Genomic DNA, 17,760 nt, shown 5'->3' with positions numbered 1-17,760 from the left:
TCGTTGAAAGGAGGAACACACGTAATGGCTAACGTATCTGTATTAAATATGGAAGGCAAAGAAGTTGGCAGCATGGAGCTTAATGATGCAGTGTTCGGTGTAGAAATCAACGAGCATCTGGTACATCAGGCTGTAGTGCTTCAGCTTGCAAATAATCGTCAGGGAACTCAGAAAGCTAAAACCCGTTCCGAAGTAAGCGGTGGCGGAAGAAAACCGTGGAGACAGAAAGGAACAGGTCACGCAAGACAGGGTTCAACAAGAGCTCCTCAGTGGACAGGCGGCGGAGTTGTATTCGCTCCAGTACCAAGAGATTACTCTTTCAAAATGAACAAGAAAGAGAAAAGAGCTGCATTAAAATCCGTTCTGACAAGCAAAGTTCAGGAGAACAAATTCATCGTTCTTGATGAGCTGAAACTTGCAGAGGTTAAAACAAAAGAGATGAAGAAAGTGCTTGATAACCTCAAAGTAAACAACGCACTGGTAATCATCGGAGATGACAGCGAAAACGTAGCACTTTCCGCAAGAAATATTGCTGGCGTTCAGACTGCATCTGTTAATACCATCAATGTATTCGACATGCTGAAATACAACACCATCATCGCAACCAAGAGCAGTGTTGCATCTATCGAGGAGGTGTACGCATAATGGCAGATATCAGATATTACGACGTAATCCTGAAACCAATCGTAACTGAGAAGAGCATGAACGCTATGGGCGAGAAGAAATACACATTTATGGTTCACCCGGAAGCAAACAAATCTCAGATTAAAGAAGCAGTTGAGAAAATGTTCGAAGGAACAAAAGTAAAAAGCGTAAACACCATGAACATGGACGGAAAGAACAAACGTCGTGGAATGGTAGTTGGAAAAACTGCAAAGAGCAAGAAGGCAATCGTTGCTCTGACCGAGGACAGCAAAGACATCGAAATCTTCGAAGGACTTTAATTAGCAGCTGTTCGAAATATGCACACATAAGTGCGATACGAAATGAAAGGAGAACAAAGTAATGGGAATCAAAAGCTTTAACCCATATACACCTTCCAGAAGACACATGACCTCCTCTGATTTCAACGAAATCACGAAGAGCACACCGGAGAAATCTCTGGTAGTGTCCCTGAAGAAAAACGCTGGTCGTAACAACCAGGGTAAAATCACTGTAAGACACCGCGGAGGCGGAAGCAGAAGAAAATACAGAATCATCGACTTCAAGAGAAGAAAAGATGATGTTCCGGCAATCGTTAAATCGATCGAGTACGATCCGAACAGAACAGCAAACATCGCTCTGATCTGCTATGCAGACGGCGAGAAAGCATACATCCTGGCTCCGGAAGGACTGAAAGTTGGCATGAAGGTTATGAGCGGCGCTGCTGCAGAGGTAAGACCTGGAAACTGCCTGCCGCTGTCCGAGATTCCGGTTGGTACCATGGTTCACAACGTAGAGCTTCATGCAGGCAAAGGCGGACAGCTTGTTCGTGCAGCTGGTAATGGCGCTCAGCTGATGGCTAAAGAAGGCAAATACGCAACCCTTCGTCTTCCATCCGGAGAGATGAGAATGGTTCCGATCAACTGCCGCGCATCCATCGGTGTTGTTGGAAATGGCGAGCACAGCCTGATCAACATTGGTAAAGCAGGACGGAAACGTAACATGGGTATCCGCCCGACTGTACGTGGTTCTGTCATGAACCCGAATGACCATCCACACGGTGGTGGAGAAGGAAAGACCGGTATCGGACGTCCGGGCCCGTCTACTCCTTGGGGAAAACCGGCTCTTGGCCTGAAGACCAGAGCAAAGAACAAGCAGTCTAACAAGTACATCGTAAGAAGACGCGATGGAAAAGCTTTATCGAAATAAGGAGGTAAACGATGTCTCGTTCATTAAAAAAAGGACCATTTGCAGATGAAAGCCTGTTAAAGAAAGTTGACGCTGCAAACGCTTCAGGAGATAAAACAGTCATTAAAACCTGGTCACGTCGTTCTACAATCTTCCCGTCATTCGTTGGACACACAATCGCTGTTCATGACGGAAGAAAACATGTGCCGGTATACGTTACAGAGGATATGGTTGGACACAAACTCGGTGAGTTCGTAGCAACCAGAACCTACAGAGGTCACGGCAAGGACGAGAAGAAATCCGGCGTCCGCTAAGTAGAATGATTTGAGAGAGGAGGTTTTTTAGCAATGGCTAAAGGACATAGAAGTCAGATTAAAAGAGCAAGAAATGCTAACAAAGATACCAGACCGTCTGCAAAGTTATCCTACGCTAGAATGTCTGCGCAGAAAGCTGGATTTGTTTTAGATGCAATCCGCGGTAAAGACGTAACAACCGCACTTGGTATTGTAACTTACAACCCGAGATATGCCTCCAGCGTAGTGAAAAAACTGCTGGAGTCCGCAATCGCAAACGCTGAGAACAACAACGGTCTTTCCAGAGAGAACCTGTATGTAGCTGAGTGCTTCGCTAACAAGGCTCCGACCATGAAGAGAATTCATCCGAGAGCACAGGGCAGAGCTTACAGAATCCTGAAAAGAAACAGCCACATCACGATTGTGTTAGACGAGAAATAAGGAGGACATGTCATGGGACAGAAAGTTAATCCACACGGCCTGAGAGTCGGTGTTATTAAAGACTGGGATTCCAAATGGTATGCCGAGGGTGATTTCGCAGATAACCTCGTTGAGGACTACAACATCCGCACATACCTGAAGAAGAAACTGTACAGCGCAGGTGTTTCCAAGATCGAAATCGAAAGAGCATCTGACAGAGTAAAAGTTATCATCTACACCGCAAAACCGGGCGTTGTTATCGGTAAAGGCGGAGCAGAGATCGAGAAAGTAAAAGCTGAAGTTCAGAAACTGACTGACAAAAAGCTTATCGTAGATATCAAAGAAGTAAAAAGACCGGACCGCGATGCACAGCTCGTTGCTGAGAACATTGCATTACAGCTGGAAAACCGTATTTCCTTCCGTCGTGCTATGAAGTCTACCATGCAGCGTACGATGAGAGCTGGCGCTAAGGGAATCAAAACATCTGTATCCGGACGTCTTGGTGGAGCTGATATGGCTCGTACCGAGTTCTACAGCGAGGGAACTATTCCGCTGCAGACCCTGCGTGCCGATATCGATTATGGATTCGCTGAAGCAGATACCACTTACGGTAAAGTTGGCGTAAAAGCATGGATCTACAATGGCGAAGTACTTCCAACCAGAACTAAAAAGGAAGGGAGCGAGAATTAATTATGTTAATGCCGAAGAGAGTAAAACGTCGTAAACAGTTCCGTGGTTCCATGAAGGGTAAAGCCCTCAGAGGAAACAAAATTAACTACGGTGAATTTGGTCTCGTAGCCCTTGAGCCATGCTGGATCAAATCCAACCAGATCGAGGCAGCCCGTATCGCCATGACACGTTACATCAAACGTGGTGGTAAAGTTTGGATCAAAATTTTCCCGGACAAACCAGTAACCGCACAGCCGGCTGAAACCCGAATGGGTTCCGGAAAAGGTTCTCTGGAGTACTGGGTAGCAGTAGTAAAACCAGGCCGTGTAATGTTCGAAATCGCAGGTGTTCCAGAAGAAACAGCCCGCGAGGCATTACGTCTTGCCATGCATAAGTTACCATGTAAATGCAAAGTTGTTTCTCGTGCAGACTTAGAAGGCGGTGATAACAGTGAAAACTAACGAATTTGTAAAAGATTTAAATACAAAGAGCGCAGCTGAGCTGAATGACGAATTAGTAGCTGCTAAAAAGGAACTCTTCAATTTAAGATTCCAGAATGCAACCAACCAGCTTGACAATACAAGCCGAATCAAAGAGGTTCGCAAAAATATTGCAAGAATCCAGACTGTTATTGCCCAGAAGGCAAACGCAGCTGAGTAATTAGGAGGAAAATATCGTGGAAGAAAGAAATCTTAGAAAAACTCGCGTGGGCAAAGTTGTCAGCGATAAGATGGATAAGACTATCGTGGTTGCCATCGAAGACCATGTAAAACATCCTCTGTACAAGAAAATTGTAAAAAGCACATATAAGCTGAAAGCACACGATGCAAACAACGAGTGCCATGTAGGTGATACCGTACGAGTTATGGAAACAAGACCTTTATCCAAAGATAAGAGATGGAGACTTGTGGAGATCGTTGAGAAAGCGAAATAAATAAGAGATCAGAATGCTAAAGGAGGAATACCAGCATGATTCAGCAGGAAACTAGACTGAAAGTCGCTGACAACACCGGTGCAAAAGAAATCTTATGCATTCGTGTTATGGGCGGTTCTACAAGAAGATATGCCAACATTGGTGATGTAATCGTTGCTTCGGTCAAAGATGCAACACCAGGCGGCGTTGTTAAAAAAGGTGACGTAGTAAAAGCTGTTGTTGTAAGAAGCGTAAAAGGCGCTCGTCGTAAAGACGGTTCTTACATCAAATTTGATGAGAACGCAGCAGTTATTATCAAAGATGACAAAACTCCAAAAGGAACCCGTATTTTTGGACCAGTAGCCAGAGAGCTTCGTGAGAAACAGTTCATGAAGATTGTTTCCTTAGCTCCGGAAGTATTATAGGAGGACAGCTATGTCAATGAAGATTAAAAAAGGCGATACCGTAAAGGTAATCGCCGGCAAAGATAAAGACAAAACCGGCAAAGTAGTCAGCGTTGACGTAAAGAACAACCGTGTTGTTGTTGAAGGCGTAAACATGATTACAAAGCATGAGAAACCGTCTATGAGCAATCAGCAGGGCGGAATCGTTAACAAAGAAGCTCCTATCGATGCATCCAACGTAATGCTGGTTGTAAAAGGAGTTCCGACCCGCGTTGGAATCAAAGTTGAGATGGTTGAGAAAAACGGCAAAACAAAAGCTGTTAGAACCCGCGTTGCAAAAGCAAAAGAGCTGAACGGCGCAGTAATTGATTAAGGAAGAGAGGAGGCAAAACCGTGAGTAGACTGAAAGATCTTTACAACGAGCAGATCGTTGATGCAATGACCAAAAAATTTGGATACAAAAACGTGATGGAAGTGCCGAAGCTCTCCAAAATCGTAATCAACATGGGTGTTGGTGAAGCTAAGGAGAACGCTAAACTTCTGGACGCTGCAATCAGTGATATGGAAGCTATCACCGGACAGAAAGCAGTTACCACCAAAGCGAAAAATTCCGTAGCAAACTTTAAAATCCGTGAGGGTATGCCGATCGGATGCAAAGTTACCCTTCGTGGCGAGAAAATGTACGAGTTCGCAGACCGCCTGATCAACCTGGCACTGCCTCGTGTACGTGACTTCCGCGGCGTAAATCCGAACGCTTTCGATGGCAGAGGAAACTATGCTCTTGGTATCAAAGAGCAGCTGATTTTCCCAGAGATCGAGTATGATAAAGTTGATAAAGTCAGAGGTATGGACATTATCTTCGTTACCACTGCTAACACAGATGAAGAAGCTCGTGAATTACTGACATTATTCAACATGCCATTCGCAAAGTAATAGGAGGAATTGATTCATGGCTAAAACAGCAATGAAAATCAAACAGCAGCGCAAAGCTAAATTCTCTACAAGAGAATACAATCGTTGCAGAATTTGTGGCCGTCCACACGCATATTTAAGAAAATACGGAATCTGCAGAATCTGCTTCCGTGAATTAGCATACAAAGGCCAGATTCCTGGCGTTAAGAAAGCTAGTTGGTAAAATTTTAGAAGGAGGCAAATTCAAATGAGTATGAGTGATCCGATTGCAGATATGCTTACAAGAATCCGTAACGCTAACACTGCAAAACATGATACAGTAGATGTTCCGGCATCCAAAATGAAAATCGCAATCGCTGATATCCTGGTAAACGAGGGATACATTGCAAAATATGAACTCAGCGATGAGGGTGCATTCCAGAATATGCACATCACCCTGAAATACGGCGCTGACAAAAACGAGAAGATCATCACCGGTCTGAAGAGAATCTCCAAACCGGGTCTGAGAATCTATGTTGGCAAAGATGAGCTGCCGAGAGTACTTGGCGGACTTGGAATCGCTATTCTTTCCACAAACCAGGGTGTTATCACCGATAAAGAAGCTCGTAAGCTGCAGGTCGGCGGCGAGGTTCTGGCATTCGTTTGGTAATAGAAACGAAACAAGGCAACTGAAAACAGAGAGAGCTTAAAGCTCTCTCCGAAAATCTAAGTTAATAGGAGGAAATTGGTATGTCACGTATTGGAAGACTGCCAGTGGCAATTCCTGCAGGTGTAACAGTAGACATCCAGGAAAACAACCACGTTGTAGTAAAAGGACCAAAAGGAACATTAGAGAGAACTCTCCCGTCTGAAATGACCATCAAACTGGAAGACGGACACGTAGTAGTTACAAGACCGAACGATCTGAAGAAAATGAAAGCTCTTCATGGTCTGACCAGAACTCTGATCCACAACATGGTAATTGGTGTTAGCGAAGGCTATACCAAAACACTGGAAGTAAACGGTGTAGGTTACAGAGCTGCAAAACAGGGCAACAAATTAGTTCTGTCTCTTGGATATTCTCATCCGGTAGAGATGATCGATCCGGAAGGACTCTCCTCCGCTGTAGACGGCAACAAGATCATTGTTTCCGGTATCAGCAAAGAGAAAGTTGGCCAGTATGCCGCTGAAATCAGAGACAAGAGAAGACCTGAGCCATACAAGGGCAAGGGAATCAAGTATGCTGATGAAGTGATCAGACGTAAAGTTGGTAAGACTGGTAAGAAATAATTAAGGAGAGTGTGAACATGATTAGTAAAGTATCAAGAGCGCAGATGCGCCAGAAAAAGCATAGAAGATTACGTAATCATATCGTAGGTACTGCACAGCGTCCGCGTCTGTGTGTATTCCGCAGCAATAACCATATGTATGCTCAGATTATCGACGATACGATTGGAAATACTTTAGTTTCTGCTTCTACTCTTCAGAAAGATGTTAAAGCAGAGCTTGAGAAAACCAACAATGTAGATGCAGCAGCATATCTTGGAACCGTTCTTGGAAAGAAAGCTGTAGAAGCAGGTATTACTGAAGTTGTATTTGACCGTGGCGGATTCATCTACCAGGGAAAAATCCAGGCATTCGCAGACGCAGCTAGAGAAGCTGGGCTGGTATTCTAAGAAAGGAAGGAAAAGAACACATGAAGCATACAATTATTGATGCAAGCCAGTTCGAACTGGAAGAAAAAGTCGTATCAATTAAGCGTGTTACAAAAGTTGTTAAAGGTGGTCGTAACTTCCGTTTCACAGCTTTAGTAGTTGTCGGCGACGGCAATGGACACGTAGGCGCAGGCCTTGGAAAAGCAGCCGAGATTCCGGAAGCTATCCGCAAAGGTAAAGAAGACGCTATGAAGAAACTGGTAAGCGTAGCAATCAATGAGAACGGAAGTATCACTCATGACTACGTAGGTAAATTCGGAAGCGCAGAGGTTCTGTTAAAGAAAGCTCCTGAAGGTACTGGTGTCATCGCTGGTGGCCCAGCCCGTGCCGTAATCGAGTTAGCTGGTATTAAGAACATCCGTACAAAATCCCTTGGATCCAGAAATAAGCAGAACGTAGTTCTGGCTACCATCGCTGGTCTGTCTGAGCTGAAGACTCCAGAAGAAGTAGCAAGACTTCGCGGCAAATCTACAAACGAGATCTTTGCTTAAGGAGGATGTGAAAAATGGCAGATAAATTAAAAGTAACACTGGTGAAATCCCCGATCGGATGTGTTCCGAAACACAGAAGAACCGTGGAAGCACTGGGTCTGAAAAAAGTTAACAAGACGGTAGAACTGCCGGATAACGCAGCAGTTCGCGGCATGGTTAATCAGGTTTCTTACCTGGTTAAAGTAGAAGAAGCATAAGGAGGTACCGTAATGGACTTATCTAATTTACAGCCGGCTGAAGGTTCCAGACAGAACGATAACTTCCGCAGAGGCCGTGGACATGGTTCAGGAAATGGTAAAACAGCAGGTAAAGGCCACAAAGGACAGAAAGCACGTTCCGGAGCACCGAGACCGGGATTTGAAGGTGGTCAGATGCCTTTATACAGACGTCTTCCGAAGAGAGGTTTCAAAAACAGAAACTCCAAGGAAATCGTTGGAATCAATGTAGATGCTCTGAATCGTTATGAGGACGGAGCTGTTGTAACCGTAGAAACTATGATTGAGACTGGTCTTGTTTCCAATCCGAGAGATGGCGTAAAAATCCTTGGAAACGGTGAAGTCACCAAAAAACTCACTGTAAAAGCAAATGCTTTCAGCGAGAGCGCAAAGGCAAAAATTGAAGCGGCAGGTGGAACAGTCGAGGTGATCTAATGTTTAAGACCTTTATCAATGCATTTAAGGTCAAAGATGTTCGTCGCAAAATATTTTATGTGCTTATGATGCTTGTTGTCATCCGGTTAGGCTCTCAGATGCCTGTACCGGGTGTCAATACAAGCTTTTTTGCGAATTATTTTGCAAATAATACGAATGAGGCATTCAGCTTCCTGAATGCATTCACGGGCGGCGGTTTCGACCGTTTCTCCATCTTTGCTCTGAGTATTACACCGTACATTACTTCTTCCATCATTATTCAGCTGCTCACCATTGCAATTCCACGACTTGAGGAAATGCAGCGTGACGGCGAAGAGGGAAGAAAGAAAATGACTGCGATTACTCGTTATGTGACAGTAGGTCTTGCATTGTTTGAGTCTGTTGCCATGGCAGTAGGCTTTGGACGCCAGGGACTCCTCACCACTTTTAACGCAGTTAATGTGATTGTTGTAGTGGCAGCTCTGACAGCCGGTTCTGCCTTCCTTATGTGGGTGGGAGAACAGATCAACGACAAGGGCGTTGGAAATGGTATTTCTATGGTCCTGTTAATCAACATCCTTTCCAGAATCCCGCAGGATATGGTAACCCTTTACGAAACCTTCGTAAAAGGCAAAACCATCGCGCGTGGTCTGCTGATGTGGATTATCATCGCTGTTGTGATCATCGCTGTTGTTGTGCTGGTACTGATCCTGAATGGCGCTGAGAGAAGAATTCCGGTACAGTATTCCAAGAAAATGGCCGGAAGAAAAATGGTTGGCGGACAGTCATCCAATATTCCGCTGAAGGTAAATACAGCGGGCGTTATCCCGATCATCTTTGCATCATCCATCATGTCTTTCCCATCGATTATCCTGTCGTTTGTCGGAAAGTCGGATATCAAAGGTATCGGCGGAACGCTGATCAAGATGCTGAATTCCAACAACTGGTTTGATAAAACCAATCCAGTTGCTTCGCTGGGCCTGATTCTCTACATTGTCCTTGTTATTTTCTTCGCTTATTTCTATACCTCCATCACCTTCAACCCGATGGAAGTTGCAGATAACATGAAAAAACAGGGCGGCTTTATCCCAGGCATCCGCCCGGGTAAATCCACGGTAGATTATCTGAACAATCTGCTCAGCTATATTATTTTTATCGGTGCAGCAGGTCTTACCATTGTTGCAGTGATTCCATTTTTCTTTAATGGATTTTTCAAAGCGAATGTATCCTTTGGAGGTACTTCTCTGATCATTATTGCCAGCGTAATTCTGGAAACCTTAAAACAGATTGAATCCATGATGCTGGTACGCAATTACAAAGGATTCTTAAACGATTAAGGCATAAGAGGGACTGTCTGGATAAGACAGGCCCTTTCTTTTGTTTAAAGCGCTTTTAAAGAGGCTTTAACAGAGAAAATTTTTGCTATTGTGGTTTATTTTATGGTATAATAGGGTAAATTACACGCAGTGGATTGCTGCAAATTCAAACATGGGAGGAAAAGCGCATGAAAATTATTATGTTGGGGGCACCTGGTGCCGGAAAAGGTACACAGGCAAAACAGATCGCTGCAAAATATGAGATTCCTCATATTTCAACCGGCGATATCTTCCGCGCAAATATCAAAGAGGGAACCGAGCTTGGAAAGAAAGCGAAAGCATTCATGGACAAGGGAGAACTCGTTCCAGACGAGCTGACCTGCGATCTTGTTGTAGACCGTATTTCCAAACCGGACGCAGCAAAGGGCTACGTGCTGGATGGCTTCCCAAGAACGATTCCGCAGGCAGAGGCACTGACCAAAGCCCTGGAAGCACGCGGAGAGAAAATTGACTACGCAATCAATGTAGAAGTACCGGATGAAAATATCGTTCACCGTATGGGCGGACGCCGTGCCTGCATCGGATGCGGAGCAACCTATCATGTAGAATTTAACGCACCAAAGGTAGAAGATGTATGCGATACCTGCGGCGGCGAGCTGGTTCTCCGTGATGACGATAAACCTGAGACCGTACAGAAGAGACTGTCTGTATACCATGCTCAGACACAGCCTCTGATTGACTACTATAAGAAAGCCAATGTTCTGGTGGAAGTTGACGGAACCCAGGATATCAACGTGGTATTTCAGGATATAGTAAAGATTTTAGGAGCGTAAAGGATGTCCATATCAATTAAAACTGCCCGGGAAATTGAAAAAATGCGCCGTGCCGGTGAACTGCTGGAGAAGGTACACGATGAATTAGGCCGCGCCATCCATCCGGGAATGTCAACCTGGGAAATCAACAAGCTCGGAGAAGAGATGATCCGCAGCTTCGGATGCACTCCCAACTTTTTAAACTATAATGGGTATCCGGCTTCGATCTGCGTTTCTGTGAACGAAGAAGTGGTTCACGGAATCCCAAGTAAAAAACGGATTCTGAAAGAGGGCGACATTGTCAGCCTGGATGCGGGACTTATCTATGAAGGATACCATTCCGACGCAGCCCGCACACACGCGGTCGGTGAGATCTCGCCGGAGGCAAGAAAACTGGTGGAAGTAACACGCCAGGCCTTTTTTGAAGGAATCAAATACGCAAAAGCAGGCCATCATCTTCATGAGATTTCGGCGGCGATCGGTGCATACGCAGAGAGCTTCGGCTACGGCGTTGTCCGCGACCTGGTAGGCCACGGCATCGGAACGCACCTGCACGAAGATCCGGCAGTGCCGAACTTCGCACAGCCAAGCCGCGGCGTCCGTCTGCAGCCTGGCATGACGCTCGCCATCGAGCCGATGATCACAGCCGGAGGCTATGCAGTCAGATGGCTGGATGATGACTGGACCGTTGTGACAGAAGACGGCTCTCTTGCCGCACATTATGAGAACACGATTCTGATTACGGAGGGAGAACCGGAAATTCTGACACTTTCGCATACGGAGGAGGATTTATGAAACCGATTGTGAAAGGAATGTTTGCCAGAAGCCTGGCCGGCCACGATAAAGGAAAGCTGTATGTGATTTCGGATGTACAGGAGCCATACGTATTCCTGGTGGACGGAAAAATCCGTACCGCCAACCGGCCGAAAAAGAAGAAGCTGATTCACGTACAGCCGGATTACGAAATGACGGATGCGGTTCGTGATGAAGATATCCGTAAGGCATTAAAAGAAAAAAGTTGCAAAGAGTTGAAGGAGGATTAATCAATGTCTAAGGCAGATGTAATTGAAGTAGAGGGAACTGTCCTCGAGAAATTACCAAACGCAATGTTTAAAGTAGAACTGGAAAATAAACACGTTGTACTGGCTCATATCAGCGGAAAGCTGCGTATGAACTTTATCCGTATTCTTCCGGGAGACAAAGTAACCATCGAGCTGTCCCCATACGATCTGGACAAGGGACGTATTATCTGGAGAGATAAATAAGAAATACGATAAAAAAAGCCATCCGGCATGCCGGATGGCTTTTTCTCTGTGTGTGTTTCTCTGTATTCATCCCCAATAACAGTAACCGTTCTACAGAACAAAGATTTCGATCACCGGCCTTCAGATTTCTGACAGCCACAAAGCAAGCACCAGTCTGCAAACCCTGCAGCATCCGCGGCGGCGGGCATCTGAATTTCTTTTCAGTCCCTTTTGAAACCTTCCAGATGTATTATGCAATATTTTAATAGAAAAAGCAATGAAAAAAGTATAAAATTTTATGAAAACTTTTTGTAAAAACCAGGAGAATTTGTGCACTTTTGAAACAAAATTTTTAAACCGTCAGAAAAAAAAGAAAAAGTGAAAAGACAGGAGAAAAGAGCGGCCGGAAAACCGTGAAAATGACAGATGAGGGCTCGAAAGCGACAGAAGAATATATGTTTGTGAATTCTGTGTGAAGTTGAAATATTTGGTTGAATTCTCAAAATAATGTGATACAATGCAATAGAGAAACTTTACGGAGAAATTTTACCGGGAAGGATCTCCTGTGCGGTGCGGTAAAATCCATGTACCGGCAGAAATCAGGGAAACATTTTATGAAACAGCAGGCTGCAGTCTGAAAAAAATTCGGATCTGCAGCAATGGCATCGCTGCTCCTTACAGATAACAGGAAAGGAAAATGTGCAATGACAAAAAGGGGAAAGAAAAAAGGCCTTGTTGCAGCATTGAGCGTAGTTGCAGTGATTGTTTTACTTGCCGCTGCATATGGAATCTTCTGTCTGATCATCGAGGATGACAAAATCTGGGCAGATGCTTCTATTAACGGAGTAAACATTCAGGGAATGAGCAAAAAAGAAGCTGCGCAGACAGTAGAACAGAAGTTTGAAGAAGATTATAAAGATACAGCTGTTACCGTTGAGCTGGATGGTCAGCAGTATACGATGAACGTATTTCCAATGCTGGGGATGGATGCTTCCGCAGAAATTGAAAAAGCATATGAAAAAGGCCATGGAAATCTTCTGGTTCGCGGTCTGGAGTGGGTCGAGATGAAATGGGGAAAGGCAGAGAAGCTTTCCTATGATGTGCAGCCGACTGCGACCCATCCAGATGAGGTGGAAGGAATTGTACAGGCATCCGGCATTCAGGATTACAACTCCATGCAGGATACTACATATGAAGTAACAGATACCGGCCTGATCGTGCATAAAGGCATTTCCGGAACCAGACCGGATGTGGATGCCTTAAAACAGCAGATCCAGACGAATGTGACAGCAATGAATTTCCAGGATGTAATTTCCTGCCCGACGGCAGAAAATCAGCTGACAGAACCGGATTTTGCCGGAATTGCAAGCCAGATTTATACCGATCCCGTCAATGCGACGCTGGATCCGGATAACGGATATTCCGTTGTGGCATCGAAAAACGGAACCTCAATGAATGCGGACAATGCGAAAGCCGAGTATGAGAGTGCAGAAGAAAATACGGATATCACGATTCCGTTTACATTTACCGAGCCGGAGATTACAACCGAGAAGATGAACGCAAACCTGTTTAAAGACACGCTTGGAAGTTACAGCTCCAGCGCAGCGGGTGGAACGAGCGGAAGAATTCACAACGTCGGACTTACGGCATCTATATGCAACGGACAGATTGTTCTGCCGGGAGAAACCTTCTCTTTTAATGGTGTCGTAGGTGATACAACGGCGGAAAAAGGATATCAGGAGGCAGCAGGCTATCAGGATGGCAAAGTCGTCCAGGTACTTGGAGGAGGCGAATGTCAGGTGTCTTCCACACTGTTTTCCGCTATTTTGTATACAGACCTTGATGTGTTGGAAAGAGCCAACCATTCGATGCCGGTACATTATGTGCCGTCAGGAATGGATGCAACCGTATTCTGGGATTCACCGGATTTCAAATTTGAAAATAATCATAAGTATCCGGTGAAAATTGTGATGAATATGGACAGCAGTGATACACTGACCGTAAAAATTCTCGGAACAAAAGAAAACGACTATACCATTGAGCCAAGGGTAGAGCAGATCGATGAGATGAGTAATGTAACGTATCGTGATTATAAAGATGCAAGCGGAAATGTAGTAAAATCAGAATCCGTATGCGCAAGCAAATACAAACCGCTGAACTCAGGATCATGATGCAAAAAAGATGTTACCTGTAAAAAACAGGCGGGATAGAGAAGAGAAATCTGTCCCGCCTGTTTTTTTCTTACCGGTGGGAGAGATGAAAAAATGCACAGAAAAAGAGCAAAAAAAAATGAAAAAATATGTAAAAAATTTCTTGCATTTCCGGGAACAAAATGCTATACTATAAAACGAACTTTTGCGCGTGGACTTTTTTCTAACCCACAAAAAGAAAACGCATTCCAAAAGTTTACAACAGAAAATTCCCCTACACGGGGCGCTAAGGAGCAAAGAAAGGAGGATTCATCATGAAGGTTAGATCTTCTGTAAAACCGATCTGCGAGAAATGCAAAGTTATCAAAAGAAAAGGTAGCATCAGAATCATTTGTGAGAATCCAAAGCACAAACAGCGCCAGGGCTAATCCGTCATTAGGCTTGATCGTAATTGTGCAGATTTTAAGTGCGGCTGCAGCGAGGACGCGCGTGAATGCGTTGTTCTGCTGTTAATATTATAAAGTGAGACACCTGGCAAGTTGCAGCCAGGACACCTCCGGCGGGTGGACGCGCGGAGCGCAGACATCCCTTATAATATTGCTTAATACTCCGATCTGTCAGGTGGCAGAAGGAGAAAGGTCGTGCGAACACGGCTGGATACACGCATACCTGTATCCCAATTAGGAAAATATTAATGTTTTAGAAAAATGGAGGACAAAGTACATGGCTCGTATAGCTGGTGTAGACTTACCAAGAGACAAACGTGTTGAGATTGGTCTGACCTATATCTACGGAATCGGTAGAACAAGTGCAGATCGTATCTTAAAAGAAGCTGGAGTAAATCCGGACACACGCTGCAGAGATTTGACAGACGATGAAGTAAAGAGACTCAGCGCAGTTATCGATGAGAGTCAGGTTGTAGAAGGAGATCTTCGTAGAGAAATCGCTATGAACATCAAACGTCTGCAGGAGATCGGATGCTACAGAGGTATCCGTCATCGTAAAGGCCTTCCGGTTCGTGGTCAGAAAACAAAGACCAACGCAAGAACCCGCAAAGGTCCTAAGAGAACTGTTGCAAATAAGAAGAAATAATTTAACCAGTAGTCCAATATAAGATTAAGAAAGTGTAGGTTAGTTTTAAAATGGCAAAAGTGACAAAGAAAACGACAAAACGTCGTGTCAGAAAAAACGTTGAACACGGACAGGCACATATCCAGTCTTCCTTCAATAATACAATCGTAACACTGACTGATGCAGAAGGAAATGCTCTTTCTTGGGCAAGTGCCGGCGGTCTGGGATTTAGAGGTTCAAGAAAATCTACTCCATACGCAGCTCAGATGGCTGCAGAAACTGCTACCAAAGCAGCGCTGGTTCATGGCTTAAAGACTGTTGACGTTATGGTAAAAGGACCAGGATCAGGTCGTGAAGCTGCAATCCGTGCCCTTCAGGCATGCGGTCTTGAAGTTACAAGCATCCGCGACGTAACACCGGTTCCGCACAACGGATGCCGCCCACCAAAACGTAGAAGAGTCTGATTAGGAGGTTAAGAACATGGCAGTAAATAGAGTACCAGTCCTGAAAAGATGCAGATCCCTCGGAATGGATCCTGTATATCTTGGAATTGATAAGAAGTCCACAAGACAGCTGAAAAGAGCAAACAGAAAAATGTCTGAGTATGGTCTTCAGTTAAGAGAAAAACAGAAAGCAAAATTCATCTACGGCGTTCTGGAGAAACCTTTTGTTAACTATTACAAAAAGGCTGACAGAATGGAAGGACAGACTGGTGAGAACCTGATGATCCTTCTTGAGCTCCGTCTGGACAACGTTCTGTTCCGTATGGGAATGGCTAGAACCAGAAAAGAAGCACGTCAGATCGTTGACCACAAACACGTTCTGGTTAACGGCAAACAGGTAAATATCCCGTCTTACCTTGTAAGCGCTGGTGATACCATCGAAATCAAAGAGGGTAAAAAATCCTCTCAGAGATATAAAGACATCGTAGAGGTTACAGGCGGCCGTCTGACTCCGGAATGGATCGAGGCTGATCTTGAGGCACTCAAAGGTGTTGTAAAAGAGCGTCCTACCCGCGAAATGATCGATGTTCCGGTTGACGAAGTGCAGATCGTCGAGCTGTATTCTAAATAAAGAATCGCCATACGCGGAAGGCTTTATTCCCATGAGTAATGAGCCAACCAATTTAAAAGGAGGGGCTTTCGAGTGTTTGATTTTAACAAACCGAAAATTGAAATTACTGAGATTTCTGATGACAAGAAGTACGGCAGATTTGTGGTTGAACCTCTGGAAAGAGGCTACGGTATCACATTAGGTAATTCTCTTCGCAGAATTATGCTTTCTTCCCTCCCTGGAGCAGCAGTAAGCCAGGTTAAAATCGAGGGCGTTCTTCATGAATTCAGCTCCATCCCTGGAGTAAAAGAAGACGTTACAGAAATCATCATGAACCTGAAGAGCCTTGCAATCCGCAATAACAGCGAAACCAACGAAGCAAAAGTTGCTTATATTGAGTTCGAGGGCGAGGGAGTTGTAAGAGCATCCGATATTCAGGTAGATCAGGATATTGAGATCATGAATCCGGATCAGGTAATCGCAACCCTGAACGGCGGCCCGGACAGCAAGCTGTACATGGAGCTGACGATCACAAAAGGCCGCGGTTATATCAGTGCTGACAAAGGCAAGAGCGATGACATGCCGATCGGCGTTCTCGCTGTGGATGCTATCTATACACCGGTTGAGCGTGTAAACCTCAAAGTGGAGAACACCCGTGTAGGTCAGATTACCGATTACGATAAACTGACACTGGATGTTTACACCAGAGGAACACTGGATCCGGACGAGGCAGTCAGCCTGGCAGCTAAGGTTTTAAGCGAGCATCTGAAACTCTTCATCGATCTGTCTGAGAATGCGAAGACAGCAGAAGTTATGATCGAGAAAGAGGACAATGAGAAAGAGAAAGTTCTGGAGATGAACATCGACGAGCTTGAGCTTTCCGTGCGTTCCTATAACTGCTTGAAACGTGCCGGTATCAATACCGTAGAAGAGCTGTGCAACAAAACTTCCGAAGACATGATGAAGGTTCGTAACCTGGGCCGCAAGTCTCTGGAAGAGGTACTTGCAAAGCTGAAAGAACTGGGACTGTCACTGAGTCCTGGGGACGGAGAATAAATCACAGCGATTTATCTTTCCGTTTGATTTGTAGACGAAAACCCCCTGTCAGTAAGTCCGAGGCAGCATGACTTGCGGGTTCCACAAATGGAGGAAAATTTAAAATGGCAAAATATAGAAAACTTGGCAGAACATCTGACCAGAGAAAAGCATTATTAAGAAACCAGGTAACCAACCTTCTGTATCACGGAAAAATCGTTACCACTGAGACCAAAGCGAAAGAGATCCGCAAGATCGCTGAAAGCATGATCGCACTGGCTGTAAAAGAGAAAGATAACTTTGAGACCGTTACCGTTACTGCTAAAGTAGCTCGCAAAGATGCTGATGGCAAACGTGTGAAAGAAGTAAAAGACGGCAAAAAAGTTACCGTATACGATGAAGTTCAGAAAGAGATCAAAAAAGATCTTCCGTCCAGACTTCACGCTAGACGTCAGATGGCAAGCTTCTTCTATCCTGTAACAGAGGTTCCGACCGAAGCAGCAGGACGCAAGAAAAACACCAAGTCCATCGATATGCCACAGAAAATGTTCGATGAGATCGCTCCGAAATATGCAGACCGTAACGGCGGATATACCCGTATCATCAAGATCGGACCGCGTAAAGGTGATGCAGCTATGGAAGTTGTAATCGAGCTGGTTTAATCTGTAAATAGTTTTGAAATTCGCAGGGGCTGCCTCTTAGTAGGTGGCTCCTGTTTTGCTGTATATCATATTTTATATGACACAATTGCGAAATTGTGGCAATGTACGGGGTTGCATCTGCTTTGCGAATAAGGTACAATACAGAATACAGAACAGCTAAAA

The 17,760-nt window shown here is 44.8% G+C and carries 32 protein-coding genes; all 32 read left to right on the top strand.

What is annotated here, in order from left to right:
• The first annotated feature begins 24 nt into the window (after positions 1 to 24).
• The 32 genes from rplD (at position 25) to DW743_RS10010 (ending at position 17,598) form a co-directional block, all read left to right on the top strand.
• Positions 25 to 645, top strand: a complete 621-nt coding sequence (gene rplD, locus DW743_RS10165; RefSeq protein WP_022461665.1) for a 50S ribosomal protein L4 — start codon at positions 25 to 27, stop codon at positions 643 to 645.
• A complete protein-coding gene (rplW, locus tag DW743_RS10160; protein ID WP_022461664.1) occupies positions 645 to 944 on the top strand; it encodes a 50S ribosomal protein L23 in 300 nt (99 codons plus the stop codon). Before rplD ends, rplW begins: the two co-directional genes overlap by 1 nt.
• 61 nt (positions 945 to 1,005) lie before the next feature.
• A complete protein-coding gene (gene rplB / locus DW743_RS10155; RefSeq protein ID WP_055266980.1) occupies positions 1,006 to 1,851 on the top strand; it encodes a 50S ribosomal protein L2 in 846 nt (281 codons plus the stop codon).
• 11 nt (positions 1,852 to 1,862) lie between these two features.
• Positions 1,863 to 2,144, top strand: a complete 282-nt coding sequence (rpsS, locus tag DW743_RS10150) for a 30S ribosomal protein S19 (protein ID WP_022461662.1) — start codon at positions 1,863 to 1,865, stop codon at positions 2,142 to 2,144.
• A gap of 33 nt (positions 2,145 to 2,177) precedes the next feature.
• Positions 2,178 to 2,564, top strand: a complete 387-nt coding sequence (gene rplV, locus DW743_RS10145; protein ID WP_022461661.1) for a 50S ribosomal protein L22 — start codon at positions 2,178 to 2,180, stop codon at positions 2,562 to 2,564.
• Between the two features lie 12 nt (positions 2,565 to 2,576).
• Entirely contained in the window at positions 2,577 to 3,233 is a 657-nt protein-coding gene (gene rpsC / locus DW743_RS10140; RefSeq protein WP_022461660.1) for a 30S ribosomal protein S3, read from the top strand.
• Between the two features lie 2 nt (positions 3,234 to 3,235).
• Positions 3,236 to 3,673, top strand: a complete 438-nt coding sequence (gene rplP / locus DW743_RS10135) for a 50S ribosomal protein L16 (protein ID WP_022461659.1) — start codon at positions 3,236 to 3,238, stop codon at positions 3,671 to 3,673.
• Entirely contained in the window at positions 3,663 to 3,872 is a 210-nt protein-coding gene (gene rpmC, locus DW743_RS10130) for a 50S ribosomal protein L29 (RefSeq protein ID WP_022461658.1), read from the top strand. Before rplP ends, rpmC begins: the two co-directional genes overlap by 11 nt.
• 16 nt (positions 3,873 to 3,888) lie before the next feature.
• A complete protein-coding gene (gene rpsQ, locus DW743_RS10125; RefSeq protein WP_022461657.1) occupies positions 3,889 to 4,146 on the top strand; it encodes a 30S ribosomal protein S17 in 258 nt (85 codons plus the stop codon).
• Positions 4,147 to 4,181: 35 nt separating this feature from the next.
• The gene (gene rplN / locus DW743_RS10120) at positions 4,182 to 4,550 is read left to right on the top strand and encodes a 50S ribosomal protein L14 (protein WP_022461656.1); all 369 of its coding nucleotides are present in this window, start codon (positions 4,182 to 4,184) and stop codon (positions 4,548 to 4,550) included.
• A gap of 10 nt (positions 4,551 to 4,560) precedes the next feature.
• The gene (rplX, locus tag DW743_RS10115) at positions 4,561 to 4,902 is read left to right on the top strand and encodes a 50S ribosomal protein L24 (RefSeq protein WP_022461655.1); all 342 of its coding nucleotides are present in this window, start codon (positions 4,561 to 4,563) and stop codon (positions 4,900 to 4,902) included.
• 20 nt (positions 4,903 to 4,922) lie between these two features.
• Positions 4,923 to 5,462, top strand: coding sequence for a 50S ribosomal protein L5 (gene rplE / locus DW743_RS10110; protein WP_022461654.1), 540 nt, complete (start codon positions 4,923 to 4,925; stop codon positions 5,460 to 5,462).
• A 16-nt stretch (positions 5,463 to 5,478) separates the two neighbouring features.
• Entirely contained in the window at positions 5,479 to 5,664 is a 186-nt protein-coding gene (locus DW743_RS10105) for a type Z 30S ribosomal protein S14 (RefSeq protein WP_022461653.1), read from the top strand.
• A 24-nt stretch (positions 5,665 to 5,688) separates the two neighbouring features.
• A complete protein-coding gene (gene rpsH / locus DW743_RS10100; RefSeq protein WP_022461652.1) occupies positions 5,689 to 6,090 on the top strand; it encodes a 30S ribosomal protein S8 in 402 nt (133 codons plus the stop codon).
• Between the two features lie 80 nt (positions 6,091 to 6,170).
• Positions 6,171 to 6,710, top strand: a complete 540-nt coding sequence (rplF, locus tag DW743_RS10095) for a 50S ribosomal protein L6 (protein WP_022461651.1) — start codon at positions 6,171 to 6,173, stop codon at positions 6,708 to 6,710.
• A gap of 17 nt (positions 6,711 to 6,727) precedes the next feature.
• Complete coding sequence (gene rplR / locus DW743_RS10090; protein ID WP_022461650.1) at positions 6,728 to 7,096, top strand: 50S ribosomal protein L18; 369 nt, start codon at positions 6,728 to 6,730, stop codon at positions 7,094 to 7,096.
• Between the two features lie 20 nt (positions 7,097 to 7,116).
• The gene (gene rpsE, locus DW743_RS10085; RefSeq protein WP_022461649.1) at positions 7,117 to 7,626 is read left to right on the top strand and encodes a 30S ribosomal protein S5; all 510 of its coding nucleotides are present in this window, start codon (positions 7,117 to 7,119) and stop codon (positions 7,624 to 7,626) included.
• A gap of 14 nt (positions 7,627 to 7,640) precedes the next feature.
• Complete coding sequence (rpmD, locus tag DW743_RS10080) at positions 7,641 to 7,823, top strand: 50S ribosomal protein L30 (protein WP_022461648.1); 183 nt, start codon at positions 7,641 to 7,643, stop codon at positions 7,821 to 7,823.
• Positions 7,824 to 7,835: 12 nt separating this feature from the next.
• Positions 7,836 to 8,276: a 50S ribosomal protein L15 gene (gene rplO, locus DW743_RS10075; RefSeq protein ID WP_022461647.1), complete on the top strand. Its 441-nt coding sequence runs from the start codon at positions 7,836 to 7,838 to the stop codon at positions 8,274 to 8,276.
• Positions 8,276 to 9,592, top strand: a complete 1,317-nt coding sequence (gene secY / locus DW743_RS10070; protein ID WP_022461646.1) for a preprotein translocase subunit SecY — start codon at positions 8,276 to 8,278, stop codon at positions 9,590 to 9,592. Before rplO ends, secY begins: the two co-directional genes overlap by 1 nt.
• 167 nt (positions 9,593 to 9,759) lie before the next feature.
• Positions 9,760 to 10,404: an adenylate kinase gene (locus DW743_RS10065; protein ID WP_022461645.1), complete on the top strand. Its 645-nt coding sequence runs from the start codon at positions 9,760 to 9,762 to the stop codon at positions 10,402 to 10,404.
• Between the two features lie 3 nt (positions 10,405 to 10,407).
• Positions 10,408 to 11,178: a type I methionyl aminopeptidase gene (gene map / locus DW743_RS10060; RefSeq protein WP_022461644.1), complete on the top strand. Its 771-nt coding sequence runs from the start codon at positions 10,408 to 10,410 to the stop codon at positions 11,176 to 11,178.
• Complete coding sequence (locus DW743_RS10055) at positions 11,175 to 11,426, top strand: KOW domain-containing RNA-binding protein (RefSeq protein ID WP_022461643.1); 252 nt, start codon at positions 11,175 to 11,177, stop codon at positions 11,424 to 11,426. Before map ends, DW743_RS10055 begins: the two co-directional genes overlap by 4 nt.
• Before the next feature lie 3 nt (positions 11,427 to 11,429).
• Complete coding sequence (infA, locus tag DW743_RS10050; protein ID WP_022461642.1) at positions 11,430 to 11,648, top strand: translation initiation factor IF-1; 219 nt, start codon at positions 11,430 to 11,432, stop codon at positions 11,646 to 11,648.
• Positions 11,649 to 12,331: 683 nt separating this feature from the next.
• Positions 12,332 to 13,798: a VanW family protein gene (locus DW743_RS10045; protein WP_158568554.1), complete on the top strand. Its 1,467-nt coding sequence runs from the start codon at positions 12,332 to 12,334 to the stop codon at positions 13,796 to 13,798.
• 93 nt (positions 13,799 to 13,891) lie between these two features.
• The gene (locus DW743_RS10040; protein ID WP_055220743.1) at positions 13,892 to 14,095 is read left to right on the top strand and encodes a hypothetical protein; all 204 of its coding nucleotides are present in this window, start codon (positions 13,892 to 13,894) and stop codon (positions 14,093 to 14,095) included.
• Entirely contained in the window at positions 14,092 to 14,205 is a 114-nt protein-coding gene (gene rpmJ, locus DW743_RS10035; protein ID WP_003022746.1) for a 50S ribosomal protein L36, read from the top strand. Before DW743_RS10040 ends, rpmJ begins: the two co-directional genes overlap by 4 nt.
• A gap of 295 nt (positions 14,206 to 14,500) precedes the next feature.
• Positions 14,501 to 14,869 (top strand): 30S ribosomal protein S13, encoded by a 369-nt coding sequence (gene rpsM / locus DW743_RS10030; protein WP_022461573.1) that lies wholly within the window; start codon positions 14,501 to 14,503, stop codon positions 14,867 to 14,869.
• A 50-nt stretch (positions 14,870 to 14,919) separates the two neighbouring features.
• Complete coding sequence (gene rpsK, locus DW743_RS10025) at positions 14,920 to 15,312, top strand: 30S ribosomal protein S11 (protein ID WP_022461574.1); 393 nt, start codon at positions 14,920 to 14,922, stop codon at positions 15,310 to 15,312.
• 16 nt (positions 15,313 to 15,328) lie between these two features.
• A complete protein-coding gene (gene rpsD, locus DW743_RS10020) occupies positions 15,329 to 15,922 on the top strand; it encodes a 30S ribosomal protein S4 (RefSeq protein ID WP_022461575.1) in 594 nt (197 codons plus the stop codon).
• 72 nt (positions 15,923 to 15,994) lie between these two features.
• Positions 15,995 to 16,957 (top strand): DNA-directed RNA polymerase subunit alpha, encoded by a 963-nt coding sequence (locus DW743_RS10015; RefSeq protein ID WP_022461576.1) that lies wholly within the window; start codon positions 15,995 to 15,997, stop codon positions 16,955 to 16,957.
• A gap of 104 nt (positions 16,958 to 17,061) precedes the next feature.
• Positions 17,062 to 17,598 (top strand): bL17 family ribosomal protein, encoded by a 537-nt coding sequence (locus tag DW743_RS10010; protein WP_022461577.1) that lies wholly within the window; start codon positions 17,062 to 17,064, stop codon positions 17,596 to 17,598.
• Positions 17,599 to 17,760: the final 162 nt, after the last annotated feature.

This window comes from Blautia sp. AM28-27, from assembly GCF_003480905.1.
Classification (GTDB): Bacteria; Bacillota; Clostridia; order Lachnospirales; family Lachnospiraceae; genus Fusicatenibacter; species Fusicatenibacter saccharivorans.
The sequence above is the reverse complement of the archived record's forward strand: the minus strand, read 5'-3'. Positions and strand labels throughout refer to the sequence as shown.